Here is a 17,783-nt window from a genome sequence, read left to right as displayed (position 1 = left end):
CAATCATCAACTTAATTATTTTTATCCCGGGAAACAACGTTTGAATAGAGGTTTTCTTATGCGAAAAAACAGAGGGGTTTTGCCTCTGGCTCTGTTAGTGCTATCAGGCAGCTTGGTTCTTGCTGGATGTGACGACAAAGCTAAACAGTCTGCTGGAGGTCCACCTCCTGCACCGGCTGTGGGTGTTGTGACTTTAGGAGCAGAAGCTCTGACAATCACCACTGATTTACCAGGTCGTACATCAGCTTTCCGTATTGCTGAAGTTCGCCCTCAAGTTGGCGGCATTATTTTAAAGCGCAATTATACTGAAGGTAGCTATGTAGAAGCGGGTACATCTTTGTATCAAATCGACCCAGCTATTTTTGAAGCAACTTTAAATAGTGCAAAAGCTGAATTAGCAAAAGCGAAAGCGAATGCTGAAATAGCGCGCCTCACTGTAGAGCGTTATAAGCCTCTGCTAGGTACAAACTACGTCAGTAAACAAGATTTTGATACAGCTACGTCTCAATACGCACAAGCGGTTGCTGCCGTTAAAGCGGGTGAAGCAGCTGTAACGACTGCAAAAATTAATCTTGAATACACAAAAGTAACAGCACCTATTTCAGGCCGTTCAGGTAAATCTACTGTGACTGAAGGCGCGCTTGTCGCTCCAGGTCAACAAGTGGCACTGACAACTGTTCAGCAAATTGATCCGATTTACGTCAACGTGACACAATCTAGCGAAGACTACCTAAAACTCAAAAACGAAATTGAAAGTGGTGTTATTCGTCAAGAGCAAGGCAAACCTGTTGTTCATTTAACACTGACTAATGGGCAAGCTTACGCACAGAAAGGCCATTTAGAATTTTCTGATGTGACTGTTGATGAAACAACAGGCTCAATTACTATGCGTGCTATCGTACCTAACCCAAATGGGGAGCTATTACCAGGTATGTTTGTTCGCACTAAGTTAGAAAATGGTATTCGTCAAAATGCAGTTTTAATTCCACAGCAAGCCGTTATTCGTACAGCTCGTGGTGATGCAACAACAATGATTGTTAATAAAGACAATGTTGTTGAAGTTCGTACCATAGAAGTATCACAAGCTGTTGGTAATAAATGGCTCGTTAATAGTGGTGTTCAGGCTGGTGAGCGCGTTATCGTTTCTGGATTGCAAAAAGCAAAACCTAAGATGACAGTAACGCCTCAAGAAGAGAATTTAGATGCGAAGCCATCACCTGAACAAACTGAGCCAGCTAAGAATCCTCAATAAGGAGTCGGTGATCCATGCCTAAGTTTTTTATAGATAGACCGATATTTGCGTGGGTAATTGCGATAATTACCATGCTCGCAGGTCTTCTGGCACTCATCAAACTGCCTGTTGCCCAGTATCCAACGATTGCACCGCCAGCAATATCTATCTCTGCGGTATATCCTGGTGCTGACGCCACCACTGTGCAGAACACTGTAACCCAAGTTATCGAACAGAATATGAATGGTATCGATAACATGGTGTATATGTCTGCGACCAGTGACTCAGCGGGTATAATGAATATCACTCTGACCTTTGAAGCAGGTACTGATCCTGATATTGCGCAAGTACAGGTGCAGAATAAACTGCAACTTGCTATGCCGTTATTACCTCAGGAAGTGCAACAACAAGGGATTAGTGTTGATAAATCCTCAAGTTCATTCTTGATGGTTGCAGGATTCATCTCAAGTGACGGCTCAATGTCACAAGATGATATTGCAGACTATGTGGGTGCAACGATTAAAGACCCATTAAGCCGTGTTACCGGTGTGGGTGAAACCCAGTTATTTGGTACTCAATACGCCATGCGTATTTGGTTAGATCCCGATAAACTGGTGAAATATAACATGACCACACTTGATGTTATTGGTGCAATCAGAGCACAGAATAACCAAGTGGCAGCAGGACAATTGGGGGGTACACCTCCTGTTCCAGGTCAGCGTTTAAACGTATCAATTATTGCTCAAACTCGACTCAATACCGCAGAACAATTTGGCGATATCCTGATGAAGGTTAATACCGACGGTTCACAGGTTAAGCTAAAAGATCTCGGTGTCGTTGAAATGGGAGCAGAAAGCTACAGTACTATTGCTCGCTTTAATGGCTTACCTGCTTCTGGTATCGGTATTAAATTAGCAACAGGTGCTAACGCACTAGATACAGCAACCGCGGTACGTGCTGCATTAGCTGAAATGGAACCGTTCTTCCCTGCGGGATTAGAGGTCGTTTATCCTTATGATACAACGCCATTCGTTAAGATCTCTATTTTCGAAGTGGTAAAAACGCTTATTGAAGCAATCATGTTGGTATTCGTAGTTATGTATCTGTTCTTACAGAACTTCCGTGCGACGTTAATTCCAACAATTGCAGTGCCTGTTGTATTGCTAGGTACCTTCGCCATACTCTCGGCGTTCGGTTATTCGATAAATACCTTGACGATGTTCGCGATGGTACTTGCTATCGGGCTTCTGGTAGATGATGCCATCGTTGTAGTAGAAAACGTCGAACGTGTAATGCAAGAAGAAGGGTTATCACCGAAAGAAGCAACTCGTAAATCCATGGGACAAATCCAAAGTGCATTGGTCGGTATCGCCCTAGTGCTTTCTGCGGTATTTATTCCAATGGCATTTTTTGGTGGTTCAACGGGTGCTATTTATCGCCAGTTCTCTATCACCATTGTATCAGCAATGGTTCTATCTGTTTTCGTTGCATTGATTTTAACACCTGCACTTTGTGCAACGATGTTAAAACCTGTACCGAAAGGCAGTCATGGTGTGCAAACTGGTTTCTTTGGTTGGTTTAACCGTACCTTTGAAAAGAGTAGTCATCACTATACTGACAGTGTATCCCGTACACTTCGTGGTACAGGACGTTACTTATTAATTTACGTTTTATTAGTGGCAGGTATGGCGTTAATGTTTATTCGCTTACCCGCATCGTTCTTACCTGAAGAGGACCAAGGTGTATTACTGACAATGGTTCAGTTACCTGCTGGTTCAACACAAGAACAAACACAAGACGTACTAGAAAGAGTAAACGACTACTTCAATACTGATGAGAAAGAGCTCGTTAAATCTGTCTTTACCGTAAGTGGCTTCGGCTTCGGTGGTCAAGGACAAAATATGGGTCTGGTCTTCGTTGTATTGAATGATTGGGATGAACGTAAAGCAGAGGAAGACAAAGTTCCGGCTATTGTAGCGCGTGCCAACATGGCATTATCCCAAATTAAAGAAGCCTTTGTTTACTCATTTAACATTCCAGCAATTGTTGAATTAGGCTCTGCGGGTGGTTTCGAATTCGAGTTAGTGGATAAAGCTAACCTCGGTCACGATAAACTCATGGAAGCTCGAAATCAATTACTCGGAATGGCAGCGCAACAACCTCAAATGTTAATGGGCGTGCGTCCTAACGGTCAGGAAGATACTTCACAGTATCGTCTCTATATCGACCTAGAAAAAGCACAAGCTCAAGGTGTTGCAATTACGGATATCTATTCAACATTAGGTACGATGTTTGGTGGTAGCTATGTAAACGACTTTATCGACCGTGGTCGTGTTAAGAAAGTTTACGTTCAAGCTGAATCACAATTCCGTATGTTGCCACAAGATATTGGTAATCTTTATGTTCGTAACAATGTCGGTCAGATGGTTCCATTCTCATCGTTCATTGATACAAGTAAAGATCCTTGGTTATACGGCTCTCCTCGTTTAGAGCGTTATAACGGTTTACCAGCAGTTCAAATTCAAGGTAGTGCAACACCGGGTCAAAGTAGTGGTGATGCAATGCTCATGATGGAAGATCTCGCAAGTAAACTACCAAGCGGTATCGGTTATGAGTGGACAGGAATGTCATATCAAGAACGTTTATCTGGTAACCAAGCGCCTGCGCTGTATACCATTTCCTTGATAGTTGTATTCCTTTGCCTTGCTGCTCTTTATGAAAGCTGGTCAGTACCATTCTCTGTAATGTTAGTCGTTCCACTAGGTGTTATTGGTGCTCTTGCATTAACATCACTAAGAGGCCTTGAAAACGACGTTTACTTTAAGGTTGGGCTCTTAACAACCATTGGGTTATCGGCGAAAAACGCAATCTTGATTGTTGAATTCGCCAAAGACTTGATGGAAAAAGAAGGCAAAGGACTCATAGAAGCAACGTTAGACTCTGTTAGAATGCGTCTACGTCCAATTCTAATGACTTCACTGGCCTTTATGTTAGGGGTTATTCCTCTGGTATTAAGTAACGGTGCAGGTTCTGGTGCTCAGAACTCAGTAGGTACAGGTGTATTCGGTGGTATGATTGCCGCGACTTCTCTTGCTATCTACTTCGTTCCTATTTTCTTCGTCGTGATCCGTAGACGGTTTGCGAAGAAAAATGAAGATTTAGAACACCCAAATCATTCACACTAATTTGAGTGATAATGCCAAAAAGGTCGCGAAAGCGACCTTTTTCTTTATCTATGGATATATTGTTTAAAATGAAAAATTGTTTCATTATATTATTTTGAGGTAATATCTCTTTAATCAATAAATTCATTTTATTTTTTTTCTTATATGTGACTTTTTGTCAAAATGAGATAGTTCTGTTATTTATAAATAACAACGATATTTATACCTCATTTACACGCTTAAGCATTTAAAATATAATAAAAACCAATATAATCATCATGTTAAAACAAATACTCTTTAATTGGGATTTTTTGATTTTTACGAAAATAGACAAATTTCTGTCGTTCAGATAGTGACTTATGCAATAATAGTGCTATATTAAGCAAAGAAATACTTATTGTGTAAGTTTTAAACTCATTCGTGTGTGATTCCGTATGCAATTTAGTATTGTCTTTCGATATGCTATTACTTTGTTAGAAATAATAAATATAATTATTAAACCCTTTTAGCATACGAGTAAATATAAACACCCATTTTCAGTTTATGTTTTTTATTAATCCATTAATGAATTATGTGATGTATCTCATTAATAAGCTCAACTTTAAGTATTTATCTTTATTAATGAATATTTCTATTAATTCAATTGCGATATGTTATGGACGAATATTCACCAGAAAAAGTAGATTTAGCCGAATTGTCGTTTTTGTGCGAAGAGCTATTACAGCAAGCTTTAGACTCATTAGATAAAGGCAGCACGGTTTGGTACAACGATCTAAGTAGCACAAAAAGCGTTGACCTTAATGTCCTAATTGAACACATTATGGACTTTAGTTGGAAATTTAAGATTAAGTACCCAGATAAACATGTAATTAATACGCTTATAGAAGAGTACCTTGAAGAGACTTATCGTTTATTTGGTAATACATCAATTTCTTACTCAGATATCAATAATTGGAAAGAGTTAAATCAGTCACTTTTAACTCTCATTGCCCAAAACCCAAAAAGTTATATTAAGTAATTTTAATTATCTTTAGTTTTATTTTAATAATAGAGAAAAGACAACATGACTAAGACAGACTATCTAATGCGTTTAAGAAAATGTACTTCAATCGAAACATTAGAACGTGTAATTGAAAAAAACAAATATGAACTCTCTGATGATGAACTGGAACTGTTTTATTCAGCAGCAGACCACCGTTTAGCTGAACTCACAATGAATAAGCTATATGATAAAATCCCAGCATCTGTTTGGAAATTTGTAAGATAATCTAGTTCTATTTAATTGCCTTAGTTTTATTTTTGCTATTTTTATTTTTTATAGTAGTAGGGTTATTAGTTCTTAATTTAGATATCGTTTTATTCACGTTTTCTTATCAGTAGAATAATTACACACCATCATGCCGTTAACTTATTACGGCATGACCGCATTTCTTTGCCCAAATATTCCTGCCATTTATAAACACTACCGTAAATCTTCCAATAATAAAATGATACATAGAGAGCATACCGTTTTCTATTCAATAATATTGACTCTCAAATCCAAAGAGAATAGCACTCAAAAAACACATATAGAGAGTAAAAATTATAAGGAAAAATAAACCTAAGAAGATAAAAGTGATAAGAGATTCGAAATGCTGAGAAATTAAAAGTTATGAAGGGCTAAAAATTGGGTGGGGCCTTGCCAGCGACATCCCGGCACACGCGACACCTGCCATGGCTGCTTCCTTCCGGACCTGACCGAGTTAACAAGTTAGCGTTGCGGGAGAACCAACAAGACCCCATAGATTGTCTTATTGCTAAGACGTTACGCATTATGTTTTAAACTGATCCAAATAGCAAGGAAAGCGAGCCTAAGTGATTATTAATTACCCAAACCCGCACTCATTGATTATTCAATTGACTCTAAATCTTTTTTACCTGCCATAAATTTATCAAAAAGCACTCAAACAATAATCTCATCAACTCTGTTCATTTATGATTAGATTGCGACAAGATAAAAAGGGAGATTATTTTTTTATATTCTTAGGATTGTATATAATCAACTTTATAAAAAATAACCAGATCTAAAGATACAGGTACACTATGAGTCAAGCATTGAAAGATCTCATCAATTTGATGGCACTTGAAAAAATAGAAGAAGGTCTATTTAGAGGCCAAAGCGAAGATTTAGGATTACCGCAAGTTTTTGGTGGGCAAGTTGTAGGACAAGCACTATATGCAGCAAAACAGACAATAGCTGATAACCGCTATATCAACTCATTTCATAGCTACTTTTTACGTCCTGGTGATAGCCATAAGCCTATCGTTTATGATGTGGAATTTATTCGTGATGGTGGATCATTTAGTACTCGTAGAGTCAGTGCTATTCAGCATGGTAAACCTATTTTTTATATGACCGTTTCTTTTCAAGAATTTGAAGAAGGTTTTGAACATCAAGATGCAATGCCTGATGTTCCTTTTCCAAATGCGCTTATCTCACAAGATGAGATTTTAAAGAACTTAGCGCCTAAATTACCCGAACCGATTAAATCGTTAGCACTTAGAGAAACACCGTTTGAAGCACGCCCTGTGCAATATTTTAGCCCTTTTGGCTACGCTAAAGCACCTGCTGAACGCTATGTTTGGTATCGTAGTCGTGGTGAAATACCAGCCGATCCTTTCTTGCATCAATATTTACTCGGTTATGTTTCTGATTTTGACTTTTTACCAACCGCTCTCCAACCTTATGGTTTAGGTTTTATGGATACAAGTCTGCAGGTCGCCACGATTGACCATTCTATGTGGTTTCATCGCCCATTCCGTGTGGATGATTGGTTACTTTATGTGATTGAAAGCCCTTCGGCATCAGGTGGTAGAGGATTTGTTAGAGGTAAATTCTATAATACAAACGGTCAACTAGTAGCATCTTCTGTTCAAGAAGGGGTTATTCGTCAAAAACGCGCTAAACATTCAAAATAATACCTTGGTATATTCCCCCCTCAAACGAGGGGGAATAGACAATTATTGTTGATAAGCTCTTTCACCATGAGTGGTTAGATCTAACCCATCATGCTCTTCCTCTTCTGAAACTCGCAAGCCCACCAGCTTATCTGCAATTTTAAAACCGATATAAGCCACAACACCTGACCAAATCACCGTGATCACGACACTCATTAATTGAATTAAAACTTGTTTACTGAGTGTCATACCATCGCTATATCCCACGCCCCCTAAAAATGAAGCCGTAAATACCCCTGTTAATAAACACCCGGCAATACCACAAGTACCGTGAATACCGAAAACATCACAAACATCATCTGCCTTTAACCAGCGCTTTAGAACAACGACGCCCCAAAGCCCAATGATCCCTCCTATTACACCGATAAATAAAGCACCCATCACTCCAACCGTGCCAGCCGCAGGTGTAATCGCAACTAATCCTGCAATACAACCAGAACAACTACCTAACATAGAAGGTTTGCCTCTAGTGATCCATTCTGATGCCGTCCAAGAAAGTACAGCGCCTGCCGTTGCAATTACTGTATTTAGAAATGCTAAAGCCGCAATTGCATTTGCACTACCCGCAGAGCCTGCATTAAAACCAAACCAACCAATATAGAGCACCGCGGTACCGGTAAAGACCATTGGTAAATTATGAGGTTTAAGCGCTGTGTGCTGGCTATCACGTCGTTTACCAAGTAAGTAAGCACCAACAAGAGCCGCAATAGCCGCATTAATATGAACAACGGTTCCCCCTGCAAAATCTAATGCCCCATCATCGATTAACCAACCACCTTCTCCCCATACCATATGTGCAATAGGGATATAAGAAAATGTGAACCAAATAATCGTAAAAATGAGCAGTGCAGAAAAGCGAACACGCTCTCCTAATGCCCCAATAATTAATGCAACAGTGATAACAGCAAAAGATCCTTGAAAAGCAATATGCACATACTGATTAATTGAACCAGAAAGTGAATCTAGTGATACGTTATTCAAAAAAGTAAGTGACCACCCACCCCAAATTTTATTACCCGCGGTAAATGCCAAACTATAACCAAAGGTAACCCAAAGAATAACGACAACACTGAAGATCATCATCACTTGTGTAATCAAAGAAAGTACATTTTTCCCTCTCAATAACCCACCATAAAATAGAGCAATACCAGGCATCGTCATAAAAAAGACTAAAGCTGTACATATCAACATAAAACTATTATCCGCTTTATCAACAACCCCTGTTTCAGTCGCAAATGCAGATGAAGAAAAGTGTGTAAGCACTAACATTAATAGTAAAGAAAGTAAGCGTCTCATCGAATATCTCCTTTAAAGTGCTTCATCACCAGACTCGCCGGTACGAATACGGACTGCCTGTAATAATTCAAAAACAAAAATTTTTCCATCACCGACTTTCCCTGTATCAGTCGCTTGCATAATCACTTGCATAACTGGCTCTAGTTGCTCATCACAAATAGCAAGTTCTATTTTTACTTTGGGGAGAAAATTAACTTCGTATTCAGCCCCTCGATACAACTCCGCATGTCCTTTTTGTCGCCCATATCCCTTTACTTCACTGATTGTCATTCCCTTTATACCTAACTCAGAGAGCAACTCTCGTACTTCTTCTAATTTAAATGGCTTAATAATGGCGATGATATATTTCATATAAACCTCGTCGATATTTGAAAGAACAAACCCTACATAGAAAAGCAAAAGGCATGCCATTATTTAATTAATTGATATTTAAGAAAAAATAAACTTTTAAAATAATTTAAATGAAAAGAATCACCGAGTTGGTGCAAAAATACGATAGCTATTTTGATAAAAGCGAGATAATTGGGAAATCAAAAAGGGCACATACATTAAGATGATGTGCCCTCTAAAATTATATTTTTTTATTTAAGGTTATTATTCTACTTCAAGAGGAGTTTGTTCTTGTAAAGATTCTCTGACCTGCTGTAATTGATACATATTATAGTATCGCCCTTTTTGCGAGAGTAACTTAGCATGATCACCCTGCTCAACAATTGCACCACGATGAAGCACCACTATTTCATTGGCTTCAATAATAGTGGAAAGTCGATGAGCAATAACAATCAGTGTTGTTTTTTCCCTAACTACTTTTAACGCCTTCTGTATGGCTTGTTCTGTTCCAGAGTCAATATTTGCTGTTGCCTCGTCCAAAATAAGAATACGAGGAGGTATTAATAATACACGCGCCAATGCAAGCAACTGTTTTTGACCAGAGGATAAGCGACTACCTTGTTCACCAAGTTCTGTTTGCAACCCTTCAGGTAAAGCTTTAGCCCATTGATCAAGTTGAACTGTTTCTAATACATGCCATAAATGTGACTCCTCACATTCACGCCCTAACGTAATGTTGTCATACAGTGAACCCGATAATAAAACGGGATCTTGCTGCACCATCGCAATACCACTGCGCAATGCAGCATGAGAATACGCTTCTAATGGTTGCCTATCTAAAGAAATACTGCCTTTTTGCCAAGGATAATTACCCATTAATAAACTGGCTAAAGTACTCTTGCCACTTCCTGTGTGCCCAACGAATGCGACAAAATGGCGAGCAGGAATAGTTAAATTGATATCTTTTAATATCCATTGCTCATCACGATACGCAAACCAAAGAGAGCTGACATCGATATTACCTTGAGTGATAGAATGTGTTGATGAGCCGTAGTGCTGTAAAGGTGCATCCATCAGTTCAAAAACACGCTCACCCGAGACAACCGCCTGTTGTAGAATCGATTGCTGTGATGTCAATGTGATCAAGGGTTCATTTAATCGACCTAAATAACTGATAAATGCATAGATAACCCCAACACCAATAACAGCACTCCCCTGATACCCAAACAATATTAATAAACCGCACAGAACCAACGCAGAGAGCATACTTAATAAAGGACGTAATAACAGACCATCAAGTTTTAACGCTTTCATACGTGCTTGATAATGTTGCCAGCTGTCATCTGACATTCTTTCACCAAAACGAGCTTGTTGCCTAAATTGCTGAATAACTGACATACCATTAATCACTTCGTGGAAACCATCATTAATATTGGCAAGAAAATGACGCACATTACGTACAATAGGCGTGCTCAGTCGCTGATAAAGCATCATTACACCGATAACCGCAGGGAAGATTGTCATCGCAATTAATGCCATTTGCCAGTCTAATAAAAACATAGCTACTAACATTACAACCACTAAAGCAATCGCTCGGAATAATGTCGGCAACACATTCACGAACAAATCTTTAATCGTTTCGGTATCATTTGTTACACGAGAGATTAACTGCCCCACAGGCTGATTATCAAAAGCACTTAATGGCTGTTTTAGTGCCGCACTCATTACATCTGTACGTAATTGTTGTACAACCCCAACGGCAGCATGATTGAACACAATGGCTTGATAATAGTGAAGTGTGGCAGCAATCACCTGCAAAAGAATAAAAGCTAACGCTAGACCTAATGATGACATTAATTCCACATTATTCGTGGCCACTTTTGCATCAATAAAATAGCCTACAATTAATGGGCCTCCCACTTCTGCAACGGCAGCTACCCACAACATAATGACACCCCATGTCATAGGTTTGCGATAGGTTTTACCATAAGTCAAAAGACGCTTTAATGCAGGCAATAGCGCTTTAACGGATTTATTTTTATTCATCGTCATCCAGCGCGGCCTCTAATTGCTGATAATGGTACATATCTTGATACCAACCCGGTATTGAAATTAACTGCTGATGTGTACCTTGCTCTATAACCTCACCTTGTTTTAAAACTAAAATATTTGTCGCTCCAACCAATGAAGATAAACGATGAGCACTGATAATTAATGTTCTATCTTTTCGCCATTGCGACAAGTTTTGCAAGATTTGATATTCGGTTTGTCCATCAACAGCAGATAGTGCATCATCTAATAATAAAATTTCAGCATCCAATAATAGTGCTCGAGCAATAGAAATACGCTGTTTTTGTCCACCGGATAACATCACACCTTTTTCACCTACCTGTGTTTGATACCCTTCAGGTAAACGTAAAATATCTTCGTGAATATTTGCCAATTTCGCAACACACTCTATCTCTTCTTTTGTCGCATCAGGACGGCCTAAAGCAATATTTCCCGCAATGGTATCTGAAAATAGGAAGGGTGTTTGATTAACAACGGCCAATCGTGCCCGCCATTCATCAAGTTTCAATTGATAAATGGGTATAGATTGAAAACAAATTTCCCCTTCAGTCACATCGTAAAGTCGTTGAATGACGGTAAGTAATGTACTTTTTCCACTTCCCGTTATTCCACAAATCCCCAACATTTCACCCGGTGATAATGTGAAATGAATATTTTTCAGTGTTTCTGTTGACTGTTTAGGATATTGGAATCGTTTGATATCAACGGATAACACACCTCGACCTTGCTTTGGTGACAATTCGCCATCAACCATATCGATTTTTTCATTCAATAAACTATTAATTCGACTATAAGCAGCACTGCCTCGCTCAACAATATTGAACATCCATGCTAAAGCCAGCATTGGCCAGATCATTTGCCCCAAATACATCACAAAGCTGGTTAATTCACCCAATGTCATTTTGCCGTTAATAACAAAATAGCTACCGCCAGCAACTGCGAGTAAATTAGCAAACCCAATAGCCATAAAAATAGTAGGATCAAAGAGCGCATCAACTCTTGCAACACGCATATTTTGGCGTCCTGTTTCTTTTGCCACATCCTCAAAACGAGATGCATGCTGTTGCTCTAGCCCGAATGATTTGATCATACGAATACTACTCAAGCTTTCTTGAGCTTGATTATTAAGCGAAGAGAAAAGTGCTTGTGCGGTTTTAAAACGACTATGTAATTTATCGCCATATCGCTTAATCAAAATCGCCATGAGTGGCATCGGTAATAATGAAATCAGTGTTAGTTCCCAACTTAACTGAATACTCATCATGACGAGCACAGCAAGCCCCATAACCATAGAATCCACTAAGGTCAGTACACCTTCGCCCGCTGCAAAAACGACTTTATCTACATCATTGGTGGTACGTGCAATTAAATCGCCTGTACGATAGCGATGATAAAATGAGGAAGATTGTTGATTAAGTTGTTGATAAATTTGCATCCGCAGTTTTATTGCTAATTGATAAGATGCACCAAATAACCAAAGACGCCAAAAATAACGCAAAAGATAAACTGCGAGGGCAATTAATACCATCACACCAATCCAATTCATCACTTGGCTAAACGTCAGACTATGGTTATCAACACCATCAACAATAATCCCAACAATCTTTGGCGGGATCACCTGTAATACTGCGATAACCATCAATAAGAAAATGGCACCTAAATAGCGACGCCATTCACTGAGAAAATACCAACTGAGCTGTGAAAATAGAGCCACGCCTTAAATCCTAAGGTTATACAAAAAATAAAAGTGCCAGTTGGTAAAGATGAACCTTATTCAGGTATCGGCATTGCCGTTGTGTATTTAATTTTTTCCATTGCGAAGTTAGAAGTCACATCAATAAGACCCGGTACGCCATTTACCATACGCTTATAAAATAGGTCGTAACTTTTCATGTCAACTACTTCAACATGCATTAGATAATCACACTCACCCGCCATTCGATAGAATGTCAGTACTTCTGGCATTTGCTTAACAAATGAAACAAACTGTTCGTACCATTCGCTATTATGTTGCTGTGTTCTAATCATAACAATAACTGTTAGACCTAGCCCGATTTTTTCACTATCAAGCAGTGCAACGCGTTTACGAATATACCCTTCATCCTCTAGTCTTTTCAATCGTTTCCAGCAAGGCGTTGAGGTTAGGTTAACAGCCTCAGCCAAAGTATTCAGTGAGAGGCTTGAGTCTTCCTGTAACAGCGCTAATAGTTTACGGTCAATCTTATCTAACATAGATACTCCTTCAAAATATGCCCCTACAAAAAATAATGATAACCTGCCCCTTATTATAAGAGTAATCATCTAATGATAAATCGGTAACAAATTGCCATAATATCTGTACTTTTATGCGTACTAATCCTTATAAAAATTCAATATTCAGGAGTATTCTGATGAAAAAAACGGTCGTTGTCTTTAGTGGTGGACAAGATTCGACAACCTGCCTTATTCAAGCCTTGGAAAAGTACGATGAAGTACATTGCATTACGTTTAATTATGGGCAACGCCATAAAGAAGAAATTGAGGTAGCACAAAAAGTAAGTCAATTACTGGGGGCAGCTGCGCATAAAGTTTTAGATGTAAGTTTACTCAATGAACTCGCTATTAGTAGCCTAACTCGCGACAATATTCCTGTTCCTGATTTCAAAGAAAGTGAAGAAAGTGATATTCCTAGTACCTTTGTACCGGGTAGAAATATTCTTTTCCTTACTTTAGCAGCAATTTATGCTTATCAAATTGGCGCTGAGAGTGTCATAACAGGTGTTTGTGAAACAGATTTCTCGGGCTACCCTGATTGTCGTGATGAATTTGTAAAAGCACTGAATCATGCTGTCAACTTAGGTATTGCTCGTGATATTAAATTTATCACACCATTAATGTGGCTAGATAAAGCTGAAACGTGGGCGCTTGCTGATTACTATAAAAAGTTAGATTTCGTTCGTAATGAAACATTAACTTGTTATAACGGTATTCAAGGTGATGGCTGTGGTGAATGTGCGGCTTGTCATTTAAGACAACGCGGACTAAACACTTACTTAGCTGATAAAACACTTATTATGCAAACAATGAAACAGAAAGTGGGTCTTAAATAATTATCGTAATGACCTTACTTAATTATCTTACTTATTATCACTGCTACCCGCTATTCTACTCACTTATGCAGTGATAATTCATCAAACATTATCACTGCATTAAATCATCTTAGATTAGCCTAGGCATATTTAGTGATAAATTTTTAATACTCTCTATGTATTAGGATGATTGACGTACATATTCAAGCTTCTCTCTTAACTGTTCTGTTAATGTCAGCGCTTTTTTTGTATTGATATCAACAAGAACAAAAGTAATTAATGCATCAGAAATAAGTGCGCCATCTTTTTTTCTCACAATCTTTTGAGAAAGCACACCACTTTTAACTCCCACTTCAGCAATATTACAATCAATAAGTAACTCATCACCTAAACTTGCAGGTAAGCGGTAATTAATATTGATATTAGCAACCACTAATGCCAAACCATTGCGCTTAAACCAATCAAAATCTAAATGTTGTTCGATCCAATCCCATCGGGCTTGCTCTAAAAACTCAAGATAACGTGCATTATTCACATGTTCAAAAACATCTAAATGAAAGCCATAAACTTTAATTAATGTGCTCATATCAATTTATTACCTCTTGATTATTCTAATAAAGCTTTTATAGATTTTTTGCGATACCTTAAATATAGCCAAGAAAATAAATTTAGTAATTGCCTGATATAGGTTTACTCATTTTCTTTCGACAGAAAAACACTAAGAAAACGTGTTTCTCTTATCAAAACAGAGCTCAAAGAGAAACACGGAGTTTTTAATCAATATTCACGTTTCTTCTATTACTTATACTCAATAGCGTATAAGAACAAATACCTTAATTAATAACAATAAAATCACGATTTTGATCAACTAACTTCATACCAATTCCGAAAACTTTTTCAAGTTCATCGATAGTGGTAAAGCGCCCTAACTGTTCGCGGTAATCAATAATCGCTTGCGCTTTCGCTTTTCCGATCCCTTTTAACCCCATTAATTCATCTACTGTTGCCGTGTTTAAATTAACTTTACCTTCTGTACTGGCTTTGTTTTCTTTAGTATCACGAGCAACAGATGAGTGAGTTTCAATAGAAACCGTTGGTGTTGAAGTGGATGTTTCTTCTGCATAAGAGAGAGGAGAAAGACCTAATCCCAAAGCTAGGCAGATAGAGGCCATAAAACCTGACAACATTTTTTTATCCATTTTCATAGTCATAATTTCCTTTTATTCAATAATTTTAAATTTAATCGCAAACAGAGGATTCTGAATGCAAGAAAAGAATGACAACATATTGATAAATAGACAATTATCTAAAAACAAAACTACGAGAGAGTAGGAAAAATAAAAATGAATAAAAGCAGCATTACAAAAGATTTTAGAACTTGCTCTCAAGTATGAATTTTTCGAGAGACGAGATTATTTAATCTAGCAAAATGAGTCGGCATAAAAAAACCCAGCTTTATGCTGGGTTTTCACTGTAATAATTAAAATTCGATTATTGATAATCTTTATCAAAAATTTCAATTTTAGCGTTATCTTTTAGGTCACGTAACATGAGTTGTAACGCTTCTTCGCCCATCTGAGCACGATAGAGGTTAGTCATAAACTCAAGTTGTTCAGATGTTGGTTTACCATCTGTTACGCTATCTAATTGAATAAGGACGACTTTAGTACCAGGTACATTAGTCATACCATACTCTTTTTTACCTTCAGCAGGTTTTGGCATAGAGAAAATAGCCGTTTGTACTACATCTGTTGCAGATGAGTGAACAATGCTTTCTTCACTACCAAACGAAACATTAGCAGCTTTCAGTGCTTCTTCACCTTTACCTTCTTTCAATGCTGCTAAAAGTTTTTGGGCTTCTGCATTCATTGCTTGTGATGCTTTTTGCTGTTTAACCAGCATAACGACCTGATCACGCACTTTGTCTAATGGTTGGCTTGCTGAAGGCTTATAACCTTCTACACGCACGATAAATGCACTGTCATTACCTAATGTCACCATGTCTGAATTCATGCCAGTTGGGCCATTTTCATCCACTAATGAACCCCCAAAAATTAACTGGGTGAGTTTTTCATTATTTAATGGTGCTGGAACCGTATTTTCATCAAACCAATCTGTATTAACCACTGTCACGTTGCCCGCTTTAGCAGCAGGAGCTAATGTGTCGTTATCATTAGATGCAGCTTGGCTCACTTTTTGTTGTAATGCGAAGAAATCATCAATTGCTTTGTTTTCACGCATTTTTGCCAATAAATCTGTTTTCACATCATCAAATGGTTTTACAACAGAGGGTTTGACATCATCAAGGCGGAAAATTGCGTAGCCATTGCTGATTTTAACAGGTTCAGAAATTTGACCTTTTTCTGTCAAACTTGCATTAGCCAGCTCGGGTAACTCTTGTCCGATAGTTATCCAACCTAAAGAACCATTTTGTTTTTTAGAGAAACTATCAATAGATTTTTCTTTCACTAATGAAACAAAATCAGCGCCTTTTTTCAGCTCGTCTTCTGCTGCTTTAGCCGAAGCTTCATCAGCTAATACTAAGATGCTGTACTGTTTCTGTCCTGCAGCCGTGAACTCATCAATATGACCATCGTAGTAAGCCTTCGCTTCTTCATCAGTAATATTGATATTATTAAAATCTTTTTGAGCATTTAATTGGATATAGCTAACTTTAAATTGCTCTGGCGCGATGAACATTTGGTTATTTTGCTCATAGAACGCTTTCACTTCTTCATCAGATGCCGTTTCTTTTTCGAGGAATGGCTGAATGTCTAATGATGCTAAACGTACATTACGGCTTTGTAGCATTAATCCAGCAAACTCTTTAACTTCACTATCTAAAGCAAAATCGGTACCTTGAATAGAAAATCTTAATTGCTGGTTAATTAGATTTTGACGAATACCTTCTGCGAAGGCATCCGCATCGATATTATTGCCTTTCAATAAATCGACATATTTCTTATTGTCAAATTTGCCGTCAGTTTGAAAGTAAGGAAGTGCGAAAATAGCGTCTCTAATTTGCTGATCACCAGCTGAGATACCCAGCTTTTGTGCAAATTGATCAAGTAATGCTTGGTTGATTAATAAATCAAGCGCTTGTTGGCGAATGAGCTTCTGGCCTTCTTCTGAGGAAGCAAGAGCAGCAAAATTTTCACCCATATCTTGTTGTAATTGAGCACGACGTTGCTGGTAAGCTTGCTCTAATTGAGCACGGCTAATTTTATATCCGTTAACTTCAGCTGCATCATTAACGCCTGAACTAAAGAGATATCCGCCCACACCAGTTAGGACGAAGGAGAGGATAATCACAGCTAATAATATTTTTATAAATGGATTATTAGCAGTGGAACGAATGTTGTCCATCATAACGAGACGAGGCTCCGTTTGGTGAAATAAAAATTATTTTTATGGGTGTTACACGACTATTTTGAGCACAGCGAAAAGATAATATGCTCATGCTGGCTTAATATCAAAATGTCGCGACACGCGACAATCATTAAAAACAGCCAGTCCCGTATTAATGCACAGTCCTAACACGCACTTTCTATAACTAAGAGAAAACTAAACAGCATTATTTGATTCATTGATTAATGGCAGTTAACTCATCACTGAATCATTCATTGT

The 17,783-nt window shown here is 38.2% G+C and carries 14 protein-coding genes and 1 other RNA gene; 6 read left to right on the top strand and 9 right to left on the bottom strand.

What is annotated here, in order from left to right:
- The first annotated feature begins 58 nt into the window (after positions 1-58).
- The 4 genes from QSH13_RS15170 to hha all read left to right on the top strand — a co-directional run bounded on the left by QSH13_RS15170 (position 59) and on the right by hha (position 5,662).
- The gene (locus tag QSH13_RS15170; RefSeq protein ID WP_109397187.1) at positions 59-1,252 is read left to right on the top strand and encodes an efflux RND transporter periplasmic adaptor subunit; all 1,194 of its coding nucleotides are present in this window, start codon (positions 59-61) and stop codon (positions 1,250-1,252) included.
- A gap of 14 nt (positions 1,253-1,266) precedes the next feature.
- Positions 1,267-4,416, top strand: coding sequence for an efflux RND transporter permease subunit (locus QSH13_RS15165; RefSeq protein WP_286039340.1), 3,150 nt, complete (start codon positions 1,267-1,269; stop codon positions 4,414-4,416).
- 634 nt (positions 4,417-5,050) lie between these two features.
- Complete coding sequence (gene tomB / locus QSH13_RS15160; RefSeq protein WP_109406807.1) at positions 5,051-5,413, top strand: Hha toxicity modulator TomB; 363 nt, start codon at positions 5,051-5,053, stop codon at positions 5,411-5,413.
- Between the two features lie 45 nt (positions 5,414-5,458).
- Positions 5,459-5,662, top strand: coding sequence for a hemolysin expression-modulating protein Hha (gene hha, locus QSH13_RS15155; protein ID WP_006535062.1), 204 nt, complete (start codon positions 5,459-5,461; stop codon positions 5,660-5,662).
- 409 nt (positions 5,663-6,071) lie between these two features.
- Here the strand turns inward: hha and ffs are convergent.
- Positions 6,072-6,168: signal recognition particle sRNA small type (ffs, locus tag QSH13_RS15150), an RNA gene on the bottom strand.
- Positions 6,169-6,477: 309 nt separating this feature from the next.
- Between ffs and tesB the strand changes: the two genes are divergently transcribed.
- Complete coding sequence (gene tesB / locus QSH13_RS15145; protein WP_109397184.1) at positions 6,478-7,353, top strand: acyl-CoA thioesterase II; 876 nt, start codon at positions 6,478-6,480, stop codon at positions 7,351-7,353.
- Positions 7,354-7,395: 42 nt separating this feature from the next.
- Here tesB and amtB read toward each other — a convergent pair whose 3' ends face one another.
- The 5 genes from amtB to QSH13_RS15120 all read right to left on the bottom strand — a co-directional run bounded on the left by amtB (position 7,396) and on the right by QSH13_RS15120 (position 13,320).
- Entirely contained in the window at positions 7,396-8,688 is a 1,293-nt protein-coding gene (gene amtB / locus QSH13_RS15140) for an ammonium transporter AmtB (RefSeq protein ID WP_109397183.1), read from the bottom strand.
- Positions 8,689-8,700: 12 nt separating this feature from the next.
- Positions 8,701-9,039: a P-II family nitrogen regulator gene (gene glnK, locus QSH13_RS15135; protein ID WP_109397182.1), complete on the bottom strand. Its 339-nt coding sequence runs from the start codon at positions 9,037-9,039 to the stop codon at positions 8,701-8,703.
- Between the two features lie 243 nt (positions 9,040-9,282).
- Positions 9,283-11,070, bottom strand: a complete 1,788-nt coding sequence (locus tag QSH13_RS15130) for a SmdB family multidrug efflux ABC transporter permease/ATP-binding protein (protein WP_109397181.1) — start codon at positions 11,068-11,070, stop codon at positions 9,283-9,285.
- On the bottom strand, positions 11,057-12,802 hold the full coding sequence (locus tag QSH13_RS15125) for a SmdA family multidrug ABC transporter permease/ATP-binding protein (RefSeq protein WP_286039339.1): 1,746 nt from the start codon (positions 12,800-12,802) through the stop codon (positions 11,057-11,059). Before QSH13_RS15125 ends, QSH13_RS15130 begins: the two co-directional genes overlap by 14 nt.
- 56 nt (positions 12,803-12,858) lie before the next feature.
- Positions 12,859-13,320 (bottom strand): Lrp/AsnC family transcriptional regulator, encoded by a 462-nt coding sequence (locus tag QSH13_RS15120; RefSeq protein ID WP_036911686.1) that lies wholly within the window; start codon positions 13,318-13,320, stop codon positions 12,859-12,861.
- 158 nt (positions 13,321-13,478) lie between these two features.
- Here QSH13_RS15120 and queC point away from each other — a divergent pair, with 158 nt between their 5' ends.
- Positions 13,479-14,177, top strand: a complete 699-nt coding sequence (queC, locus tag QSH13_RS15115; RefSeq protein WP_109397179.1) for a 7-cyano-7-deazaguanine synthase QueC — start codon at positions 13,479-13,481, stop codon at positions 14,175-14,177.
- A 160-nt stretch (positions 14,178-14,337) separates the two neighbouring features.
- On the opposite strand, the gene QSH13_RS15110 is transcribed toward queC, so the two are convergent.
- From QSH13_RS15110 to ppiD, 3 genes are all read right to left on the bottom strand, one after another.
- Complete coding sequence (locus QSH13_RS15110; protein ID WP_109406809.1) at positions 14,338-14,742, bottom strand: acyl-CoA thioesterase; 405 nt, start codon at positions 14,740-14,742, stop codon at positions 14,338-14,340.
- A gap of 247 nt (positions 14,743-14,989) precedes the next feature.
- Positions 14,990-15,361 carry a ComEA family DNA-binding protein gene (locus tag QSH13_RS15105; RefSeq protein WP_228407462.1) on the bottom strand — a complete coding sequence of 124 codons (372 nt, stop codon included), beginning with the start codon at positions 15,359-15,361 and terminating at the stop codon, positions 14,990-14,992.
- A 286-nt stretch (positions 15,362-15,647) separates the two neighbouring features.
- On the bottom strand, positions 15,648-17,525 hold the full coding sequence (gene ppiD, locus QSH13_RS15100; protein ID WP_109406810.1) for a peptidylprolyl isomerase: 1,878 nt from the start codon (positions 17,523-17,525) through the stop codon (positions 15,648-15,650).
- Positions 17,526-17,783 lie beyond the last annotated feature (258 nt).

It is taken from the genome of Proteus faecis (genome assembly GCF_030286765.1).
Classification (GTDB): Bacteria; Pseudomonadota; Gammaproteobacteria; order Enterobacterales; family Enterobacteriaceae; genus Proteus; species Proteus faecis.
This window is presented reverse-complemented; position numbering and strand designations above follow the sequence as displayed.